Source organism: Paenibacillus donghaensis (assembly GCF_002192415.1).
GTDB classification, from domain to species: Bacteria; Bacillota; Bacilli; order Paenibacillales; family Paenibacillaceae; genus Paenibacillus_AQ; species Paenibacillus_AQ donghaensis.
Genome location: NZ_CP021780.1, coordinates 3,956,328 through 3,973,835 on the forward strand (window position 1 = coordinate 3,956,328; position 17,508 = coordinate 3,973,835).

Consider the following 17,508-nt stretch of genomic DNA (forward strand, 5'->3'; position numbering starts at 1 on the left):
TTTTCCTGCTTGAAACTTTAATTAAGATATGCCGGCAGGAAGGGGATTGGTGCCTTATTTCCAGCGAAAATTGCTCGCAGAGATGATCCTATAAGATCAACTCTGCAAGACGATGAATCCCCTGCTCAATCGATGCTTCATCTACTTTTGCAAACCCCAACACCCATCCCTTGCGTTTGCTTTCCAGACAATAGGGTCCAAGAGGGTACACCCGTATTCCCTGTTGGAGAGCTAACTTAGTCACGGTTTCTTCGTCGTATGACTCTTCAGCTTCAAGTAACATATGTAATCCCGTTTCTACTCCACTTAGTGTGAATCGCTCCCCTAAGCCACTAGCCATAATAGCCTTTCTCATGACTTCGTGTCTTCGTCGGTACACATTTCTGACTCTTCTCATATGGCGCATAAAATGTCCATTCTTGATGAAGTGAGTCAGGGTTAGCTGATCCATAATCGGAAGATGACGGTAAGTCAACTCCTGTAACCTGGCTAGTTGAGCAATTGCCTCTACAGATCCAACGATAGCCGAAATACGAATGCCTGGAGCAATCATTTTAGAAAAACTCATGAGGTACAAGGTATTATTAGGTTCCTGGCTAATCAGCGTTGGCAGCGGCTCCCCACGATATCGAAATTCACTATCATAATCGTCCTCAATGATCCAAAATTGTTCTTGAGCGGCCTTATGTAGCAATTGTTGCCTACGCGGCTCCGACATAACGACCCCAACCGCGCACTGGTGCGAAGGGGTCACAAAGATCAGTTTGGATTGGGGGTGAATACGCTCAACCACAAGACCATACTCATCGACGGGAACGGGCGCCACATTCATACGCCGATAGTTCATCGCCATCCAGGCAGCTGGAAAACCGGGATCTTCTACAGAGACAGTGTCCCCATCAGATAAAAGCGATTGTGCGATTAAGTCAATGCTATGCTGAGCTCCTGAGGTCAACAGAATCTGATTGGTTTGGATATGGATGCCTCGTTCAAGTGATAAATAACGCTGAATTTGTTCACGTAATGGTGTGAATCCATAGGGATTACCGTAAGCCCAGCTTGATAAATCCATTGCAGCGGATGCGTGGAGAAGCGATTGTCGCCAGTTTTTTTGAAATTGTCCATCTAAATAAGGTTCATGGGGACTAAAATCAATATCCACTTCTCGATGTTCTTTGCCTCTGAACCAGTCATGTAATTGATCGACCGCCGAGTTCAACAAGGGAAGTGAGGGCGGGATGGGACCATCTGTTATGATTTCCTTCGTTGACTCAGTGACTTGATTCCATTTACTAACTCGCGTTCCTCCTCGGCCAGATGTAACGGTGTAGCCTCGACTTAGCAATTCCTCATAGACGATCTGTATAGTTGAGCGAGAGACACCTACCTGATGAGCAAGTTCGCGGGAAGGAATCAGCAATTCTCCTGGGGGCCAGATTCCGCTTGTAATATTATGAATCGCTTGATCAAGCAATTGCTGCCAGATTGGTCTGTTATCATTACGAATTACTTTCATCATCGTGCACACCTCCAAATAGAAGCTCTACCCTATCATATTAATTATGGATTGCTCATAACTGTGATGTTTGGATATTTCAACACACTCCATTCACTGATATACTACCGGAATAACGCTGGTATTTGCAAGCTGGTCGTTGCTGCACTCTAGAAGAGTAGCGAAGTTAAGACAGTTGGAGTGGGATGAATATCTTATGAGTGAAAGGAGAGATTAGGAAATGGATTCAGTTCGTTACAAGATCAGGGAATGCCAGAATCAAGAGAAAATTGAAAGTTTCCTTCACCAAGCGAGAATTGGGTATCTTGGGTTGGTTGATGGGAACCTGCCTTATGTTGTACCGCTTAATTATGTATGGACTAAGGGGAAGCTCTATTTTCACGGGGCTGGAGATGGAAGACGTAATCAGGTCATGAGTGAAAATCCAGAGGTATGTTTTACGGTATGTGAGGAATACGGAACCATTGCGGATCCGGTACCTGCCAAAACGGATACGGCTTATATGAGCGTAATGATATTTGGACAAGCGGAGCCGATCACAGATTTGGATGAAGCCACCCATGTACTTCAGGAAATGATCAATAAATATGTACCTGGCTATTATAACCGCCCCTTGCCCAAGCAGCATGTGGAAAAGTATAGGTCGGCTGTATTCGGTGGGCCGGTTCAAGTTTATCGGGTAATTCCGAACCACATAACGGCAAAAGAAAGTCCTATTGAAGCAGAAAAAATGTATAGAGTGGGTATGAATGTCAACCGAGAAATTTAACGACAACATACCGTTACGACCCGCACTACGCTGGTTCCGCTCTTCTTAGGAGAATACCGAACGTTATAATTTGAAACAGGGTGACTACAGACCAACGTCATAGTCACCCTTGAAGGTTATTAGTTACACTGAATTACTATCTTGCAGCGTCTCCATCATCACTTGGAAATATTTGGGGTTTCCTGTAGTGAAGTAGTTATACCACGCTTCTAACGTTTCTTCCGCAAACAGGTCCAGCAGCGCAATAACCTCGCGCGCTAATAGTAGTGCGCCGGCCGAACCGGTTGTGATCAGGTTGTCTTCGGTCACGATCTTCTCGTCTTTATATCGGGCAGCGCCTTTGTATGCGGGGCTAAATAAGGTCAAATACTCCAAACTGTTGCTCGTATGCTGACGATAATCCAACAACCCGGCATCCGCAAGCGCCATAGTCGCTCCGCATATGGCCGCAACATTGCCGCCAACGTCCAGCAATTGTTTTGTTTTTTCGACGATTGGCCCATGCGCAGGGTCTTTCCAGGTGTCTGCGCCCGGCAGGAGCAATACCGCAGATGCTTCGAGCGCGATCTCGTCTACCGTCAGGTCCGGCACGATCGTCATTCCACCCTTTGTTATGATAGGACGGGTGGAAGCCCCGACCGTTCGGACGGGAAGTCGACTCCCTCGTCTTTTGAAATATTGACCCGAGTTGAGCTCCGCAATGACAAAGCCTAGCTCCCAGTCCGCCATCGTATCCAGTACATAAACATAAGCGTATTTCATAAGTTCCTCCTTGCTTATTTACTATTCCACCACTTGAACAGGATGTCGCTATTTCATGTAATAATCGGCAAACGGAAGAACAGCGTTATCCTGAACAGCGGTATAGCCGCTACGTAGCAGCGCATCTATCCTTACCGTGGCCTTGGGCACAGCCTTGGTCAGGATATGTTTCACATCAAAGGCAGTAAAGAAATGGCTGCTCGCCAGTTTGAGCAGTTCTGTCAGCAGCTCTGCCTTCTCCGCCTCCGATTTCAGATCGATCCGCATGACCCCTGTCTTCTGCAGCTGCGCGTGGGAGAACATCTCTACCGTTCCAACGGCAGTCTGCGTCTGCTTGTCAATCACACTAAAGCGCACAAACCCCCGGCCCGCGTATTCCTCCAGCCAATAGGTAATGTAGTTCGTCATCTCTTCTACCGTGTGGCAGATGAAATTATGCGGACAGTTGTCTGCGTTGAACAGCGCTGCAGCGTCAGGATCTGCATAACACTCGAGCAGTTCCTTCGCGTCACTTTCCTTTACCAATCGGAGCAGCAGACGCTCCGTCTCATAACTTGGACATTGCTCGTAAGGACTCGTTAACTTGATCATTCTAATTCCTCCAGTACAGGATGTTTAGCTCTTACCCTTGTATTGTACGGAGGGAATAGTGACAGCTATATGTCGCCATTACAATAGGCCTGCATAATTTCCCTGGCTTGTTCACATAACCGTCGCTTCAGACTTGGCGGCTCCAGCACCTTGATCCGGTTGCCAAGCGCCAGCAGCGTGCCGAACCAGAGATGCTCTGACTCAGGCACATGTACTGCCAGTATGAAATCGCCATTCTCATCTTCCTGCTCAATCACTCCGTTCAGATATTCCATGGCTTTCGTCTTAACCTCAGCTTTACAGAACAGTCTGAAATCGATGTAGGTACGGGAATCATTAGCCTCCTGCTGATCCAGCAGCAGTCCCGCCTCCTCATGTGTGTGTGTGAATGTCCTTCCTGTGGCCCGTAGTCCACTCATCCGCAGCAGCTTGAAATAACGGTAAGCCTGCTTCTCCAGACAGAATCCGTATATATACCAGGCATACCATTTATAGAGCAGAGTTACTGGCTCTACTGTACGCTGGCTTATTCTTCCTTCGGAATTGCAGTATGTGAAATCGACCTGCTCCCGCTCGGTTACGGCCCGCTCCAGAAGAGACAGCCGCTGCGGCACATCGATTCCCTCCCGCAGCACACCGAAGTCCAGCACCAGCTGCGGCTTAGCGGCGTGAATACCTGCCGCAGCAATCATTTTGTCCAACACAGTATCCAGCCTTGGATGGGGATAGGCCGTGAACAAGCCCTGAAGAGCCGCCACAATCAGTGAATAATCACTGCTGCTGGCGGGCTGCTTCTCCATGCGGAAGCTGTCTAGAATCTCATATCCTCCGCTTGAGCCAAACGTAGCCACAATGGGGATTCCTGCCTGATCCAGCGTCTCCATGTCGCGCTGGATCGTCCGGCGCGATACCTCAAACCGTTCAGCCAGCGCACTTGCGCTGACTCTGCCCCGGTTCAACAAATACACTGTGATGCCCAGCAGCCGGTCGATCCTCACAGTTCACGCTCATCTATAAGTTTCTCGAGAAATCCGGCAAATGTATCCGCATATATTTCCGTGATTCCATTCATTAATAGGGACAAGCGTCCTTCAGGGAACCAGCTGTTCTGTCTGTCCAGCCGATCGTTATAGAGCAGATCGCTGTCCGCATATTCACGAAATTCGGGCGGAGCCAAGGTAAGAATCTCCGCTCCGTCGAGCCTCGCATTGCCATATTCCCGCAGCCACCATTTGTATGATTCCGGCAGCGAGTAACCCAGCTCTTGTTCAGCTGCTGTAATCCATTCTTCCTTCACTCCGTGTCCACGATGCCATTTCAGGACTGCTGTGTGCTCCAATTTCTCTTGCAATGAACGATACATACGTCATCCTCCTCAGCATATAGTTAGTTGCCGCCACCAGCTTATCCTGCTGATAAGCGGCGACGAGTTACTTATGTATATCGGAACGTAAAGGACTTGCTCAATCAGCTGGCGGGTTGAGGTGCCATACCTCTGGCCTTGCAGACCATATGGGCCAGCCACTACACTAAGCAGTCTGTTGCCCCCAAATACCAGATTAACTCTAAGATAGCGTTTCTTGTTCATTATCTTCTCCTTTTCCGATAAATGTCCGGGGGAACTTTCGGGAAGGTATGCTGTCATTATTATATATGATCAGAGATTGTCATGGCCTCCTGAGCGTTGATTAAAGAATATACGGCACTCCTCCCTTATTTGAAACATTTTCTGTCAGGCAATCTTACCGTTGACTAGCTGGAGTCATCAATGTTAATCTTTGGAATATACCCATGGCAAGGGAGGAGGCCGCCGCTTGAAAAAGACAACCATGAAGGACATCGCCCAGCGCGCCCAAGTCTCCGTTGCAACCGTCAGTTATGTGCTGAACCGTGTCGGCAACCAAACCATACCGGTGAAGACGCGGCAGCAGATTCTGCAGATTGCCGAAGAACTGCAATACATTCCTAATCTGGCAGCCCGTTCGCTCGCCAAACAGAAGACAGGTCTGGTTGGCATACTGCTCCATGCTTCAGCAGTTCTACCCTACTGGAAGCAACAGGCACAGTTCTCCTTCATCCGTGATTTGGAGCTGCGGCTTACACAGGCGGGTTACCATACCGTGCTGCATACCCTGGATGCGGGGCACCCTTCGCTTGATATTATTGTGGAACGTAAGCTGGAGGCTGTGTTCCTGATCGATGCCCGCGAAGAGACCTTCTATTCGATCTCCAGAAACTTCGGAGAGGGCACGCCGCTGATTCTGATCGACAGTATGATTGAAGATCTGCTGTTCAAGCAGGTGCTGTATAACTACCGTACAGCGCTGCAGCAGTTGTTGCCTGAGGAGTATTCGCAGGTATGTTTAATCATGGAGAACTTCAATAACATCCTCCTGACCCGCTATATCCGCGACAGTCTGCCGCTGGCTGATGAGGCGGTATTTCAGGTCTCTGACCAGGCCGAGCTGGACAGTGTGCTGCAGAGGAGTCAACGCTTCACACAGGCCATCGTGATCAACGAATGGATCGGCAATTCTGTTGAGAAGGCAGGAGTATTCGAACAGCTAAACGTCCTCTGCACCTGCAATTGTCCGGAGATTCTGCGCAAACAAACCAGACGATTTGTATTTGCAGGTGATAAAGCTGCCGCCGCTTTTGAACTCATGAAGAAGCTATTGCACCAGCCTGACTACAGCACCCAAGAGAATAATCGCATATTCATCAATTAATTTTTTTTGTAGTATAACTTAAGCGCTTAAGTCGAAAGGAGCTTGTAAGAATGTCTGAACCGATTCCGGCCCCAAAAAACCCTGCCCCCCTTCCGCTTCCCCCCTCCATCTGGAGAAACCGCAGGTTCCTGCTGCTGCTTGGCTCCTTCTCCATTTCGCTGTTCGGCAATACCTTTCACAGCATCGCGCTGAATCTGTGGGTGCTGCAGACGACAGGAAGCGCCACGAAGGTTGCGCTGCTTACGATCATCAACTTGGTGCTCAGCACGCTGCTGGGCGCTGTCGGAGGCACGGTAGCCGACCGGTTCAACCGCAGAAGCATAATGCTGGTCACGGATCTGATCAGCTGCGGGCTGGTGCTGGCGCTGGCTCTGACGGTAGGCCTGCCTTCTGCCCCCTTCGCACTGGTGGCGGTGCTGACAGGTCTGACGACGGCTTCGTCCCTGTTCCAATCTCCGGCTTACCAGGCTTCCATTGTCACCGTGGTCGGCAAAGAACATGTTCAGCAGGCCGTCGGACTGCTCAATCTGTCCGAGAACCTCTGCCGTACACTCGGATTCTCGGCTGGCGGAATCTTCGTGGCCGCGTTCGGGGCAGCTGATGCCATTCTGTTCGATGGCGTGACGTTTATCCTCTCCTTTCTGCTTGTGCTTGCCGTTCGCACCCTTCCGCTGCCGGTCCGTCTGGATGATGCACCAAGGGAGGAACGAAACTTCACCCGTGAGCTGGCCGAGGGCGTGCGTTATATTTGGGAATTTCCGTTTGCCCGCGCCGTCATTGTCATGCTTCCTTCCCTTACGCTGTTCTTTATGCCTTCCCTGCTGCTGACCCAAGTGATGGCCGTCAAGGTCTGGAACGCAAGTCCATTCCAGTTCGGTCTGATGGAGGCCTGCATTCCGCTCGGCTACATGCTGGGTTCGGGGTCGATTATGCTCTGGGGGGCCAGACTTAAGAAGCGGGGCCGTCTGATTACAGCAGGGCTGCTTGCTCTTGGTCCGCTCTACATTCTCTTGTCAGGGGTAACCTCGGCAGCCGCCGCCATCCCGCTTATTCTGCTGATCGGCTTCATGTTCTCCTTCAGCACACTGCTGATCCATATCATCCTGCGGCTGGAGGTGTCCGAAGCCTTGCAGGGCAGAGTCTTCGGTGTGCTTGCGTCCATCATGAGCGTTGCGCCGCCCATTGGCCTTACTGCTGTCTCTTACCTGTCCGACCTGATCAGTCCCGGACCCGTGATGGGCTGCATAGGCGGGTTGCTACTGCTGTTTGGACTAATAGCCACTTTTAAATTAAAGGTGATCCGGGAGTATCGTTAAATGGATTCTATGTTACTACTTAGGTCCAGCGACAAGTAACATATACCTCACCAAACAAGCCTCTTTTCCGCTATAGGAAGAGAGCCTTGTTCTCACATTTCTTACTGCTTAGGCTCCAGCCAGGATTTAGAGTGTTGCCCTGGAACCTTCAGAGTAATTAGATGCGAAACTGCAACTAATTTCAGCCGAAACGCCCATTATTAGGATAATAAGTGCATATCTGCAACTAAATTCGAGTAGAGCAAGCTTATTACGCTCAAAATCCTAAATTAGGTGCGTTTTCGCATTTATTTCCTCCAAAACAGAAAAAAACGGCTAAATAGATGCAGTTTCGCAACTAATTCGGAAGTGTTCTTATCATACGGAGTCCTAAGTAGTAACCAGTTTCACATCTATTTACACCGGAGGTTCCAGGGCAATTTCCAATTCCTCGCCGGAACTTAATTGCTGCCGAGACCGAAGCTACTTGAATCAGGTCGTGCTGGCCTGGATGCTCCAGAGCACTCCGGCAATCGTTCCGCTAGTGGCAGCAAGTACTTCCCGGCAGCTGGAGTAGAATCTGGGTTCACTGGATGTCGTTCCAGTATATAATCCATTCCAACCTGAAGTCGTTCACCCTCTCCTTCCTGAAAGGCTTGATGGTTAAGCACAATAAACTGTGCTGCAGGAATTAAACTGTTATATTGGACTCCATATGCTTCAAAAGGCTGATGGCTCAGGGTCAGAACTGCCATCAGCCCATGCTCACCGTAGTCACCTAGGGTATCATCCGGTTGTTCCAAGGCAATATCACGGCAGGTGACGGATAAATCAAAATCCACCTCTATATATTTAAGTCTTGAGCCTAAATGTCTAATCGCAGGATGGGATCGTATCGTGTCAATGATCACTATCCCGATATTGCTGCCTGCATTCACAGCAGGCGGAGAGGTGAAGCCTACCCGCGCCCAGACAGGATCAATTATGTTCTTTTTCAACATCTTCCCTTCCCTACAGCCTTTATGATAAACTCCTTGTACCTCAGATCCTCAGCCACATCCGCTTCGGTGACCTCCCCGCCCCGCTGATGCGCCGCAACAACGGACTTCTGCAGGTAGCTGAACCACAGATGCGTTGACATGAACAGCTTCTCACGCCACTGTGCCTGCTCTTCGGCAGACATGCCATCTGCTTCAAGCCGCATCAGCCGTTCGTAGCCTTGCGCCATCATGCTCCCGTAATCGGGTAGGTCAGCCGGATTCTTCGCAAGTGTGCTGTAATAGACGTTAAAAATGGCGTCGTAATACAACAGCGCTTCCGACTGCTGCTTCAGCAGCAAATACTTGTCCAGAATGGAGAGGATGGAGGACACCGGCTGGCGGTAATCAAAGTCCGGCACCAGCTGCCCAAACATTTTCTGCAGATTCTCCAGGTAGATCTCTGCGGCCAGCTCTTCCTTATCTTTGAAGTGATGATACAAGGTCCGGCGGGACACCCCCGCCTGCTCGGCTATTTGCGACATATCGGTAAGCTCAATCCCACCAGCGCAGAATAAGCCGAGCGCCGTTTGTTTGATTATCCCCCTGGTCATCAGGGTCTGCTTCTCGCGTAATTTCAAGACTACTCCTCTCCTGTCTGTTCTATAAATTCATGGCCTACCGAATACATGCTCTGTTTGTTCACGATATCATCCAGCCAGTCGACCAATCGAATACCATCCTGCTTGGTTGTATAGAAGACATCCCGCGTAGCAAATGTATGTGAGGTCGTGCCTGTCTGCGGATTCCGGCCATCGTCCGTCAGATAGTAATAATAATTAGGCAGCGAGCTGTCCAGCTGTCTTACGGATTCCCGCATTTGCTGCGACCATGTGTTGATCATCTGTAGATCAAGCGGCCCATCCTCTCCGTTAATCCGGTTCTGGAAGCTGATCAGCACTTCATCATACAAGGAATAAGATTGAAGCAAGACTGCATTCTCAGGTAGCTTGCGGCGGTTGCCCTGAAAGGCCGCTCCAATTAAATCGGCTTGTGCCGGATAACCGAAATTCTCAGCGAAATCCGCCTGCCATTCCTTGTCTATAATATCCGGCCACTTATCGCTGTATAGAAAAGAGCTGTCCGAATATTGATAAATCTGCGCCTCCTTATAATGTTCGGCAATCGCTCCCGCCCAGAAGGATGAGCCGAAGCCACCCGCACTTTCACCGGCAATCAGCAGCTTCTCCGGGTTGTCCACATGAGCATAGATCCACTCCAGGCTGCTCTCCACATTACTCCTGCCGTTGTAGTTCATCGTAAAAGGGCTGCCGTCCTCCTTCGTATACTCAGCCTTGCGGCTGCCGATATGGAAATCTCCGGTTGAATACGGAATATAGACCACATTCCATTCTTTAAACGGATTATCTGCGTGTTCCGTATCGGTCATTCCACCTAGCAAATTCAGTAAGTAAAAGGGAATATTGGCGAAATAATTGCCTGCATCCTTACCTGTCAGGAAGTTCATGATCTTGATCGGGTGGGCGGCACTCTGCGCATCCCAGCTGACTCCGCCCCCGGAGAAGAAAATGATCCAGTTGCGGTTCTCTCCTGTCCGGGTTAGGAGATGATACTTAGACCCGTCACTGGAACGGACCTGCTCTCCAAGCTCTACCTTATTCCATTGGTAGGGTCTGCTATCCGCTGCAACCGAAGGCGGAGTCGGCCGTTTGTTTACCAGTCCATAAACCGCGAGCGAACCTAAGATAACGACAACCGCTGTTCCAAGCAGGGTCACTTTAATCCATTTGCTTATTTTTTTCATACCGCTCACCTCGAATTCATTCTACACAAAGTGAACTCATTACACAATGTGTATACCAAACTCAAAGCCAAATCACACTTCATAAACTGGAAGGTCTACGCAAATAACACGGGGCTACGACCCCACCAAATTACAGCCGAAGGGCTTTAACCTTGAAGGGCGTTATGAGCGAGTCGCCGTAAAGATCTCAATTGCTGCCCGGGCTTCTCTTACTTGAACACAAATTTGTATTTGGGTGCCACCTGGATAATCCTCTAACTGGTCACTCACCCCCTCGTCCCCGGTCTTTGATAAGCCCGGCCACCGATACGATCAGCTCAGCCCCGATTACAATCCAAGTGATTACGTTCAGTATGATTCGTTCTTCCTTAGAGGGGTCGTAGCTCCCAGTTTATAGTTTTTTCACTGAAATGGTGTTCCCGTCGTTCTTTAATCGTTCAAACCCGGCATCATCCTTTACCCAAATCTTTTGAGTGCCGGGGTTATGCTTGATTCTGGATCATCTTCACAGATTAAGGGTAAGCATGCAGGCAGGCAGCAACCAACCTATTAACAGAGGAGCTAGTGAACCTGTATACAACATGGTTTCAGCAAATCCATCTTGTTGGGCTTAAGCTATTCTCATAAAACAAATAAAAGACAACATGCTGTGACAAAGCATGTTGTCTTTTTATATTGCGTGTCGTTGCGTATTGTTATATATTGTATATGAACTTGGTGAAATTAGTATGTAATAAGTTTCACAATTGTAACCTCTGATACTAGTAAAAAGCCGCAACATTCTCGTCAGTTATCGCTTAAAATATATACAACTATGGAATTTAAACCCTTATAGAACGTATGTTCGGAATACCCTTTAAAACAAATAAAAGCTTTTGAAGATTTTGCTTCTAAGTCTTCTATTATTTTTTAGGTGTATCCTTATTGTTTTTAACCCGTTCATATTCTTCCTCTATCGTTCGGGATAGCAATTCAGTTGCTGTTATATTAAGCTTTTTTGCTGCTTCTGCCAGTTGTTTTTTAATATAAGCCGGCACATCATAATGAAATTTCACCTTATTACCGTATGCCAATGTAGATCCCCCTATCCAATAACTTCTTGGTATTTGTTTTCTATGATTCGTATCAGCAGCTGTGTAGCGGATATATCTTGTAATGATGCAGCTTCAATCAGCTTTTCTTTAATTTCCGGTTGAAATTCATAAGGCAATTTAAGCTTAGGTTCTACCATCTTACCATCTAGTGTTTTTTCAGCATCTATGGCAAGTTCCACTAAAGATTGTAACGAAGATCCACTAGATGACTCTCTTCCATACTTAGGTAACACTCGAACAAGATATTGCTTCAAAGCTCGTTGACCTTCTTCTGGAATATCAACCTCGAACTTTTCACCTTCGATGTTAATCTCACATTCCACTGTATAGCCAAACAAATTAATCGGATATTTCATACAAATCCTCCTTATCATCTTTGGTATTATATAGTGATTTGTTACGTTACGCAATATTCATGACTCGTTTTGACTCGATTTCTCATTTAAATTTAGACCTATCAATTCTGTAAAAATGATATTCCCCTTAGCTTTATAGTTGGCTAACAAACTGTGGGTAGCCATGACTACAAGCTGTGTTTGTGAGAAACCTGTATTTTTGGACATTTTCTCCAGTTCTTTTTTTTCGGTATCTGGAAGGTATACGGTAAGTCTAGGTGGCTTCTCTTTTAATGGCATATCCCAATCCTCTATTTCCTTTTTTATTTATTATAACATAACAAATAAGTTTAGATAACATATATTTTATGTCACAAAAAATATATAGCGTTGCGTTACGTATTATTGTAAAATATAGATATTCTACTACATGAAAGGAGGTTATTTCTATGGACTTACAAGTCATTGTTCAGTTGATTGGCAATGTTGGCTTTCCAATTGCCATGTCACTTATACTTCTTCAAACTATCCTTATCAAATTCAATAAACAAATGGATGGATTGGAAAAGAGGCTGGCTCAGCTTGATAAAACCATGAATGTTTTGGTAAAGGCCTTTCATCAAAGCGATTCAAAAATACAAACCCGACAAGAAAAAAAAGTTGATGTTTAAGCAAAAAGATCACGCACTATTCTCTTTTATGCTAATTAATTTGGAGCATGAAGAGTAAATTCTAATGGCTTATTTTTATAATTCATAAAAAAGTATACACAATTATATTCCGTAATACAACGTATCAAGATATAATTAAAAAAACATTTACAGATCTATTTCACTGCAAGGATGATCCTAGTCCAGAATTTGAATGAGCTGCGTGATACTTCGACCAACTTACAATGTTAAAATGAGACTTTTCTAAGGATAAGATGAACTTAAGAATGGAGTAGTGGAGTTGTCAGAAAGCCTGATTCATAAGGCATCTTGGCAACTCCGTATGTAACATTCTTAAGTTCACGTTCTATAGTATAACTTACTATTTCTTATTTCAGTAGTTCACCCTATCTTGAAATGCCTCCGTCCGCTTCTTATTTTTTGGCTGAAAATGGGGAGGCATCCTATAAGGAAATTGCAAAGTCATTAAGTGCTGCGCTCGATTTTGGGGGCAAAACGAGAAGAATGTAACCTCATTACAAGGAACACGGCGTCCTCTCCACTATATCCCTTTATTTTTCGGCACCGAATAAGAAGCCGTCTTCTCGGCATATAGGGGCCCTTCCCGCAAATCGGCAGCTATATAGGAAATCAGGTAATCCAGATGCTCCCGATTCAGTGCCCACACCGGCTTACCACTGACCGTTTCCAGATAATATAGCTCCAGGCCAAATACCGGATCTCGGCCGTTCCGAATTTCCTCCCAAGTGAAGACACATTCAGGCGTACGATCCACCTTTACCTGATTGGAGACGGAGCAATGGGGACAAGCCATATGAATATGGCTATGAGTAACCACCTTGGGATCGGTAAGCTTGACATTGAACCAGCGCTGACAGTCTTTGCATACCCCTTGGGAAGAGTATCTGTACGTTGGAAGCTCACTCTGGTGATAGAAAAGAATAGCGAAACGCATATTCATCCACGAAACGCTGCATGGTGGTTCACTCCTTCCGTTTATTATTTCTTCGACTGTAACTTCTTCTCACCCAGCTCCTTATTCTCGGCTACCCGAAACTCAACGATCCGGCGGATCAGGGCTTCCGGCAACGGCTGGCCCAGCGGGAACTGCACAGCTCCTTTGGAGCTTTTGTAACCAGCAAGTTCTGCCTGGAAATTCTCAATCCCGCTTGCTGCCGGATAGAATCCGATATGCTTGGCAAAAGCGGCGAAATGCACCAGATTGCCGTTCTGCGCAAAAGTAGGCATTTGGTAGCTAATCTTCTCCTCTGCTTCGGGAGCGGCTGCTCTGATCCATGCCCGCATTCTTTGCAGCTCCTCCTGTACCTCGGGCGCACAGGCTGAGATATATTCATCTACGCTGGAGTAACCCTTTTTGTTCGATTCCATTGTATTCTCCTCTCTTACCCTTGCGATCCAAAAGCGAACAGCTTCTGTCCCCAGACATACAGAGTTCCATCCTTGCCGATGATCACTTGGCTGCTGAGCTTCAAGCTGACAGGCAAAGAGGGTGGCAGGAAGCTCCAGATCAGCTTGCCGCTGGGCCTGTAGACCCGCTGCCCAAACACAATATAGCCCTCTTTGCTGATGAATGCCGGAAGATCACTGCCGATATAACCGCGGTTCAAACTGATTTTTGTGGATAGTTTACCATTCGCATCGAAGATATACAAGTTGTTGTCCTGATCATAAGGCTCGCCGTTTACATAAAAGTGATTGTTCACATATACCGGTGCTGAGTGTGTAACCCCCTGATATTTCGTACTGAACAGTTGCTTGCCCTGCTTGTCAAATTTAAGAAATACGGCATCATTGAACTTCGGCTTTCTGCGCTCTTGCGCTGTACTTCCTGTAGAAGCCTTTGGAGGTGGACTAGTAAATATGACCTTTAGTCAAAATCGGTGTGGAATAACTAACCGGAACGGTATCCGTAGAGGAAACGAGCTTCTTGTTGATCTTGGTCTCACTGTCCGCATTCACTCCGATTAGCTTGACATTCTCCTGATAGTTGGCAGTACCGCTTATCTGCGAAGTAGTGATAGCTGTAAACGCGATGAAACCATCGGCATCCACCACCATATTGCCTAACATGAGCTGCAGCTCTATAGCCGGATAGTCATTCTCCCACAGCAGCTCTCCGCTGGTTGTATATTTGGACACCACTGCGCTGTCCTTGTAGGGGGCTGTATCCAAAGTATCCTTCGTGTCTGTGACGATCAGAGTGTTGTCCTGATACAGGTAAAGGCCGTTGGCTCTGGCGCCGCTGAGCGTTTCGCTTTTCTCCCATATGTAAGATGATACTGGCATGCACTTTAATCATACTATATAAGATGAACTTAAGAATGTTTCATCAGGAGTTGGCAGAAAGTCTTATACCCCTGGCTTTCTGCCAACTCGTTGCTTCATTCTTAAGTTCACGTTCTATATAAATGAATTGACATGGGGATGATTGCCAAACTACAATACATATGAATACATGAGTTATTATTCATATGTTTTTTGAAGGAGTGGGTGTTAAATGAGTCTGAAGAATGTGTTGTCGCTAATACTGTTCTGTATTTTTCTGATTGCGTATCTCTCCAAACTCGTAATGATGTATACAAAAAATCATATTAACGCCAACGTGCTGGCTAACGGGCAGAAGTTGCAGAAGACACAACACACTGAGAGGTTTGTTCAATTCACAACGTTGGTATGGGGAGCCACATGGTTTGGATACGCAGTGGCCGAGTCCTGGATCACACCTTATCTGGCTCCAAGCCTGGATTACCCTCCTCTGTATGTAGCCGGAATTGGCGTCAACTTCGTGGGCTGTCTGCTATTTATCCAGGCGATGGTTGCCATGCGCACCTCCTGGCGGGTCGGCATCGACAAATCCTCCTCCACCACACTAGTCACCCGGGGAGTGTACAAGTATAGCAGAAACGCCGCTTTTGTCGGCTTCGATCTAATGTTTCTTGGTCTGCTGCTAACCTATCCGAACCTGCTCACCCTGGGAATCTGTGTTGTGAATATGGCGGCCATCCATCTGTTGATTCTGCAGGAGGAGGTTCATCTGCGGAATGCGTTCGGAGCAGAGTACATCAGGTACAGCGAGCGTACACCCCGATATTTGTTGTGGTGGTGAGGGGCGTGGATAGGGGCGTTGTGAGGGGGGAGGACGGTTGGTGGTGGAGGACAGTTGGTGGAAAGAAGCTGATTGGATAAAATAAGGGATTATTCCCTTATTTTCAGCCTGATGCGGCTGCTAAAAAGAAAGTAAGGGATATATCCCTTACTTTTTTCCTGAATGTGGCTGGTTCACTAAAAATAGGGGATTTATCCCCTATTTTCAGCTAAAACCAGCTGATGTCCTAAAAAATAAGGGATTTATCCCTTATTTCTGGACATTCCGGCTTGGGCCGGGTAGATCAGAGGCCTTTTTGCCTCTGATTCCCCGCGCGCGGCCGCTTTCGCCACATTCAGAGGCCTTTTTGCCTCTGATTCACCGCGCGTGGCCGCGTTCGCCACATTCAGAGGCCTTTTTGCCTCTGATTCCCCGCGCGCGGCCGCGTTCGCCACATTCAGAGGCCTTTTTGCCTCTGATTCCCCGCGTGCGGCCGCGTTCGCCGCATTCAGAGGCCTTTTTGCCTCTGATTCACCGCGCGCGGCCGCGTTCGCCACATTCAGAGGCCTTTTTGCCTCTGATTCCCCGCGTGCGGCCGCGTTCGCCACATTCAGAGGCTTACCTGCGCCTTCCAATACGCCCAAGCCTGCAGATACTCCTCTAACTCATGCGGATGGAATCTCGAACAGATCCCGATCCGGCAATACAGCTGAAGCAGAACCTCATAGATTAGCTGTGTTCTGGTGATTGGTTGGAAACTCAGCAGCTCGTAGGCAGCGAATAGGGTCTCTACATTCAGATCATCCGGGGACGAACAGAACGCATACGTGAAATCATAGGTCACCGGTCCGAACATGGGCGATGGGTCAATGACCCCGGCAAGCGTGGACTCCCGATAAACAAAGTTATGTACGCCGGCATCCCCATGTAATAAATAACGCCCATCCGCTTGCGAAATAGGATCCATAATGGCCCGGACTACCTCATAATCCTCATCAGGCAGAATGCCTTTCACATCCATCCGCGCATAACGCAGACTTTCTTCATTGAAATCACGCCAATGGCGCGCCGGCAATTCCACCCTACCCCAATGCTCCGCATGCGGATCGATCGCATAATGATTCAGAAGCTCCTTTACCAGCAGCGCCAGCCAGTCTTTTTTGGGCCCACGGTTAGTATGGGTGGTTCCCGGAACGTAAGCGTACAACATGAAGCTCTGATCAGGCGCCGTATAATACAGCTTGGGCAGTAGTTGGCTGTTCTGATAGGCCTTGTGCAAGGATTGGACAGCAGCAATACTCCGGGGATCATCGTACTTCAACACATATTTGGGTTCATCTTCTACTTTGAGCAGGCACACCACCCCATCTGTAGTTCCGCTCAGCTCGTCGCCTGCATCAGTATTGGTTTCGATTATGCCCATCGTACAGAGAGCATTTATAGTAGCTGGGATATCATGTACAGCAGTCATGCCAGTGTTCCTCCAGGGTTGTTTATTTTAGAATATAAGAATTCACACCCTAATTTATCCTTCTATTTCTCGCAGAAACAGATGCCTGAAAGCGATACGTAGTATCGCTGCTTCGGAAGCATACGCTTTTTAGAGGGCGGCGAAGCCGTTTCTATTTTATTAATAGAAATAAATCCTTTATAGAACGTGAACTTAAGAATGTTATATTCGGAGTTGTCCGGGTAGCCCTATTCACTAGCCTATCTGGCAACTCCACCTCTTCATTCTTATATATAATATACTAATTATACGACAGGCGGGATTCTACTGAACACATCGGATCTGATTCACCAGGTATGCGCTGAAGTCGGCTGCCCGCCGGAATCGG

22 protein-coding genes are annotated in these 17,508 nt (G+C 47.6%); 5 read left to right on the top strand and 17 right to left on the bottom strand.

Annotation, left to right across the window (positions count from 1 at the left end):
* Nucleotides 1–88 precede the first annotated feature (88 nt).
* On the bottom strand, nucleotides 89–1,519 hold the full coding sequence (gene pdxR, locus B9T62_RS17810; RefSeq protein ID WP_087916492.1) for a MocR-like pyridoxine biosynthesis transcription factor PdxR: 1,431 nt from the start codon (nucleotides 1,517–1,519) through the stop codon (nucleotides 89–91).
* 217 nt (nucleotides 1,520–1,736) lie between these two features.
* On the opposite strand from pdxR, the gene B9T62_RS17815 reads away from it, so the two are divergent.
* Entirely contained in the window at nucleotides 1,737–2,285 is a 549-nt protein-coding gene (locus B9T62_RS17815) for a pyridoxamine 5'-phosphate oxidase family protein (RefSeq protein ID WP_087916493.1), read from the top strand.
* 123 nt (nucleotides 2,286–2,408) lie between these two features.
* On the opposite strand, the gene B9T62_RS17820 is transcribed toward B9T62_RS17815, so the two are convergent.
* From B9T62_RS17820 to B9T62_RS17835, 4 genes are all read right to left on the bottom strand, one after another.
* The gene (locus B9T62_RS17820; protein ID WP_087916494.1) at nucleotides 2,409–3,047 is read right to left on the bottom strand and encodes a DJ-1/PfpI family protein; all 639 of its coding nucleotides are present in this window, start codon (nucleotides 3,045–3,047) and stop codon (nucleotides 2,409–2,411) included.
* 48 nt (nucleotides 3,048–3,095) lie between these two features.
* Complete coding sequence (locus B9T62_RS17825) at nucleotides 3,096–3,638, bottom strand: GNAT family N-acetyltransferase (RefSeq protein WP_087916495.1); 543 nt, start codon at nucleotides 3,636–3,638, stop codon at nucleotides 3,096–3,098.
* A gap of 65 nt (nucleotides 3,639–3,703) precedes the next feature.
* Nucleotides 3,704–4,636 carry a helix-turn-helix transcriptional regulator gene (locus B9T62_RS17830; protein WP_087916496.1) on the bottom strand — a complete coding sequence of 311 codons (933 nt, stop codon included), beginning with the start codon at nucleotides 4,634–4,636 and terminating at the stop codon, nucleotides 3,704–3,706.
* Nucleotides 4,633–5,001: an SMI1/KNR4 family protein gene (locus B9T62_RS17835; protein WP_087916497.1), complete on the bottom strand. Its 369-nt coding sequence runs from the start codon at nucleotides 4,999–5,001 to the stop codon at nucleotides 4,633–4,635. Before B9T62_RS17835 ends, B9T62_RS17830 begins: the two co-directional genes overlap by 4 nt.
* A gap of 451 nt (nucleotides 5,002–5,452) precedes the next feature.
* Here B9T62_RS17835 and B9T62_RS17845 point away from each other — a divergent pair, with 451 nt between their 5' ends.
* Nucleotides 5,453–6,367, top strand: a complete 915-nt coding sequence (locus B9T62_RS17845) for a LacI family DNA-binding transcriptional regulator (protein ID WP_087916499.1) — start codon at nucleotides 5,453–5,455, stop codon at nucleotides 6,365–6,367.
* Nucleotides 6,368–6,417: 50 nt separating this feature from the next.
* Nucleotides 6,418–7,683: an MFS transporter gene (locus tag B9T62_RS17850; protein WP_087916500.1), complete on the top strand. Its 1,266-nt coding sequence runs from the start codon at nucleotides 6,418–6,420 to the stop codon at nucleotides 7,681–7,683.
* 440 nt (nucleotides 7,684–8,123) lie between these two features.
* Here B9T62_RS17850 and B9T62_RS17855 read toward each other — a convergent pair whose 3' ends face one another.
* From B9T62_RS17855 to B9T62_RS17875, 6 genes are all read right to left on the bottom strand, one after another.
* Complete coding sequence (locus B9T62_RS17855) at nucleotides 8,124–8,663, bottom strand: hypothetical protein (protein ID WP_087916501.1); 540 nt, start codon at nucleotides 8,661–8,663, stop codon at nucleotides 8,124–8,126.
* Entirely contained in the window at nucleotides 8,657–9,280 is a 624-nt protein-coding gene (locus B9T62_RS17860) for a TetR/AcrR family transcriptional regulator (protein ID WP_087916502.1), read from the bottom strand. The genes B9T62_RS17855 and B9T62_RS17860 overlap by 7 nt, the downstream gene beginning before the upstream one ends.
* 2 nt (nucleotides 9,281–9,282) lie before the next feature.
* Nucleotides 9,283–10,464: a pectin acetylesterase-family hydrolase gene (locus tag B9T62_RS17865; RefSeq protein WP_087916503.1), complete on the bottom strand. Its 1,182-nt coding sequence runs from the start codon at nucleotides 10,462–10,464 to the stop codon at nucleotides 9,283–9,285.
* A gap of 902 nt (nucleotides 10,465–11,366) precedes the next feature.
* Nucleotides 11,367–11,537 carry a hypothetical protein gene (locus tag B9T62_RS40015; protein WP_169834403.1) on the bottom strand — a complete coding sequence of 57 codons (171 nt, stop codon included), beginning with the start codon at nucleotides 11,535–11,537 and terminating at the stop codon, nucleotides 11,367–11,369.
* A gap of 11 nt (nucleotides 11,538–11,548) precedes the next feature.
* Nucleotides 11,549–11,914 carry a hypothetical protein gene (locus tag B9T62_RS17870; protein WP_087916504.1) on the bottom strand — a complete coding sequence of 122 codons (366 nt, stop codon included), beginning with the start codon at nucleotides 11,912–11,914 and terminating at the stop codon, nucleotides 11,549–11,551.
* 57 nt (nucleotides 11,915–11,971) lie between these two features.
* Complete coding sequence (locus B9T62_RS17875; protein ID WP_087916505.1) at nucleotides 11,972–12,193, bottom strand: hypothetical protein; 222 nt, start codon at nucleotides 12,191–12,193, stop codon at nucleotides 11,972–11,974.
* Nucleotides 12,194–12,342: 149 nt separating this feature from the next.
* Between B9T62_RS17875 and B9T62_RS17880 the strand changes: the two genes are divergently transcribed.
* On the top strand, nucleotides 12,343–12,564 hold the full coding sequence (locus B9T62_RS17880; RefSeq protein WP_087916506.1) for a hypothetical protein: 222 nt from the start codon (nucleotides 12,343–12,345) through the stop codon (nucleotides 12,562–12,564).
* A 541-nt stretch (nucleotides 12,565–13,105) separates the two neighbouring features.
* On the opposite strand, the gene B9T62_RS17890 is transcribed toward B9T62_RS17880, so the two are convergent.
* The 4 genes from B9T62_RS17890 to B9T62_RS17905 all read right to left on the bottom strand — a co-directional run bounded on the left by B9T62_RS17890 (nucleotide 13,106) and on the right by B9T62_RS17905 (nucleotide 14,871).
* On the bottom strand, nucleotides 13,106–13,525 hold the full coding sequence (locus B9T62_RS17890) for a hypothetical protein (RefSeq protein WP_087916507.1): 420 nt from the start codon (nucleotides 13,523–13,525) through the stop codon (nucleotides 13,106–13,108).
* 38 nt (nucleotides 13,526–13,563) lie between these two features.
* The gene (locus B9T62_RS17895) at nucleotides 13,564–13,953 is read right to left on the bottom strand and encodes an iron chaperone (protein ID WP_087916508.1); all 390 of its coding nucleotides are present in this window, start codon (nucleotides 13,951–13,953) and stop codon (nucleotides 13,564–13,566) included.
* A 14-nt stretch (nucleotides 13,954–13,967) separates the two neighbouring features.
* The gene (locus B9T62_RS17900; RefSeq protein WP_087916509.1) at nucleotides 13,968–14,288 is read right to left on the bottom strand and encodes a hypothetical protein; all 321 of its coding nucleotides are present in this window, start codon (nucleotides 14,286–14,288) and stop codon (nucleotides 13,968–13,970) included.
* 148 nt (nucleotides 14,289–14,436) lie between these two features.
* Nucleotides 14,437–14,871: a hypothetical protein gene (locus tag B9T62_RS17905; protein ID WP_087916510.1), complete on the bottom strand. Its 435-nt coding sequence runs from the start codon at nucleotides 14,869–14,871 to the stop codon at nucleotides 14,437–14,439.
* Between the two features lie 211 nt (nucleotides 14,872–15,082).
* Here B9T62_RS17905 and B9T62_RS17910 point away from each other — a divergent pair, with 211 nt between their 5' ends.
* Nucleotides 15,083–15,691: a methyltransferase family protein gene (locus B9T62_RS17910; RefSeq protein WP_087916511.1), complete on the top strand. Its 609-nt coding sequence runs from the start codon at nucleotides 15,083–15,085 to the stop codon at nucleotides 15,689–15,691.
* Between the two features lie 242 nt (nucleotides 15,692–15,933).
* On the opposite strand, the gene B9T62_RS17915 is transcribed toward B9T62_RS17910, so the two are convergent.
* A complete protein-coding gene (locus tag B9T62_RS17915; RefSeq protein ID WP_087916512.1) occupies nucleotides 15,934–16,314 on the bottom strand; it encodes a hypothetical protein in 381 nt (126 codons plus the stop codon).
* Entirely contained in the window at nucleotides 16,281–17,141 is an 861-nt protein-coding gene (locus B9T62_RS17920; protein ID WP_087916513.1) for a phosphotransferase family protein, read from the bottom strand. Before B9T62_RS17920 ends, B9T62_RS17915 begins: the two co-directional genes overlap by 34 nt.
* Nucleotides 17,142–17,508: the final 367 nt, after the last annotated feature.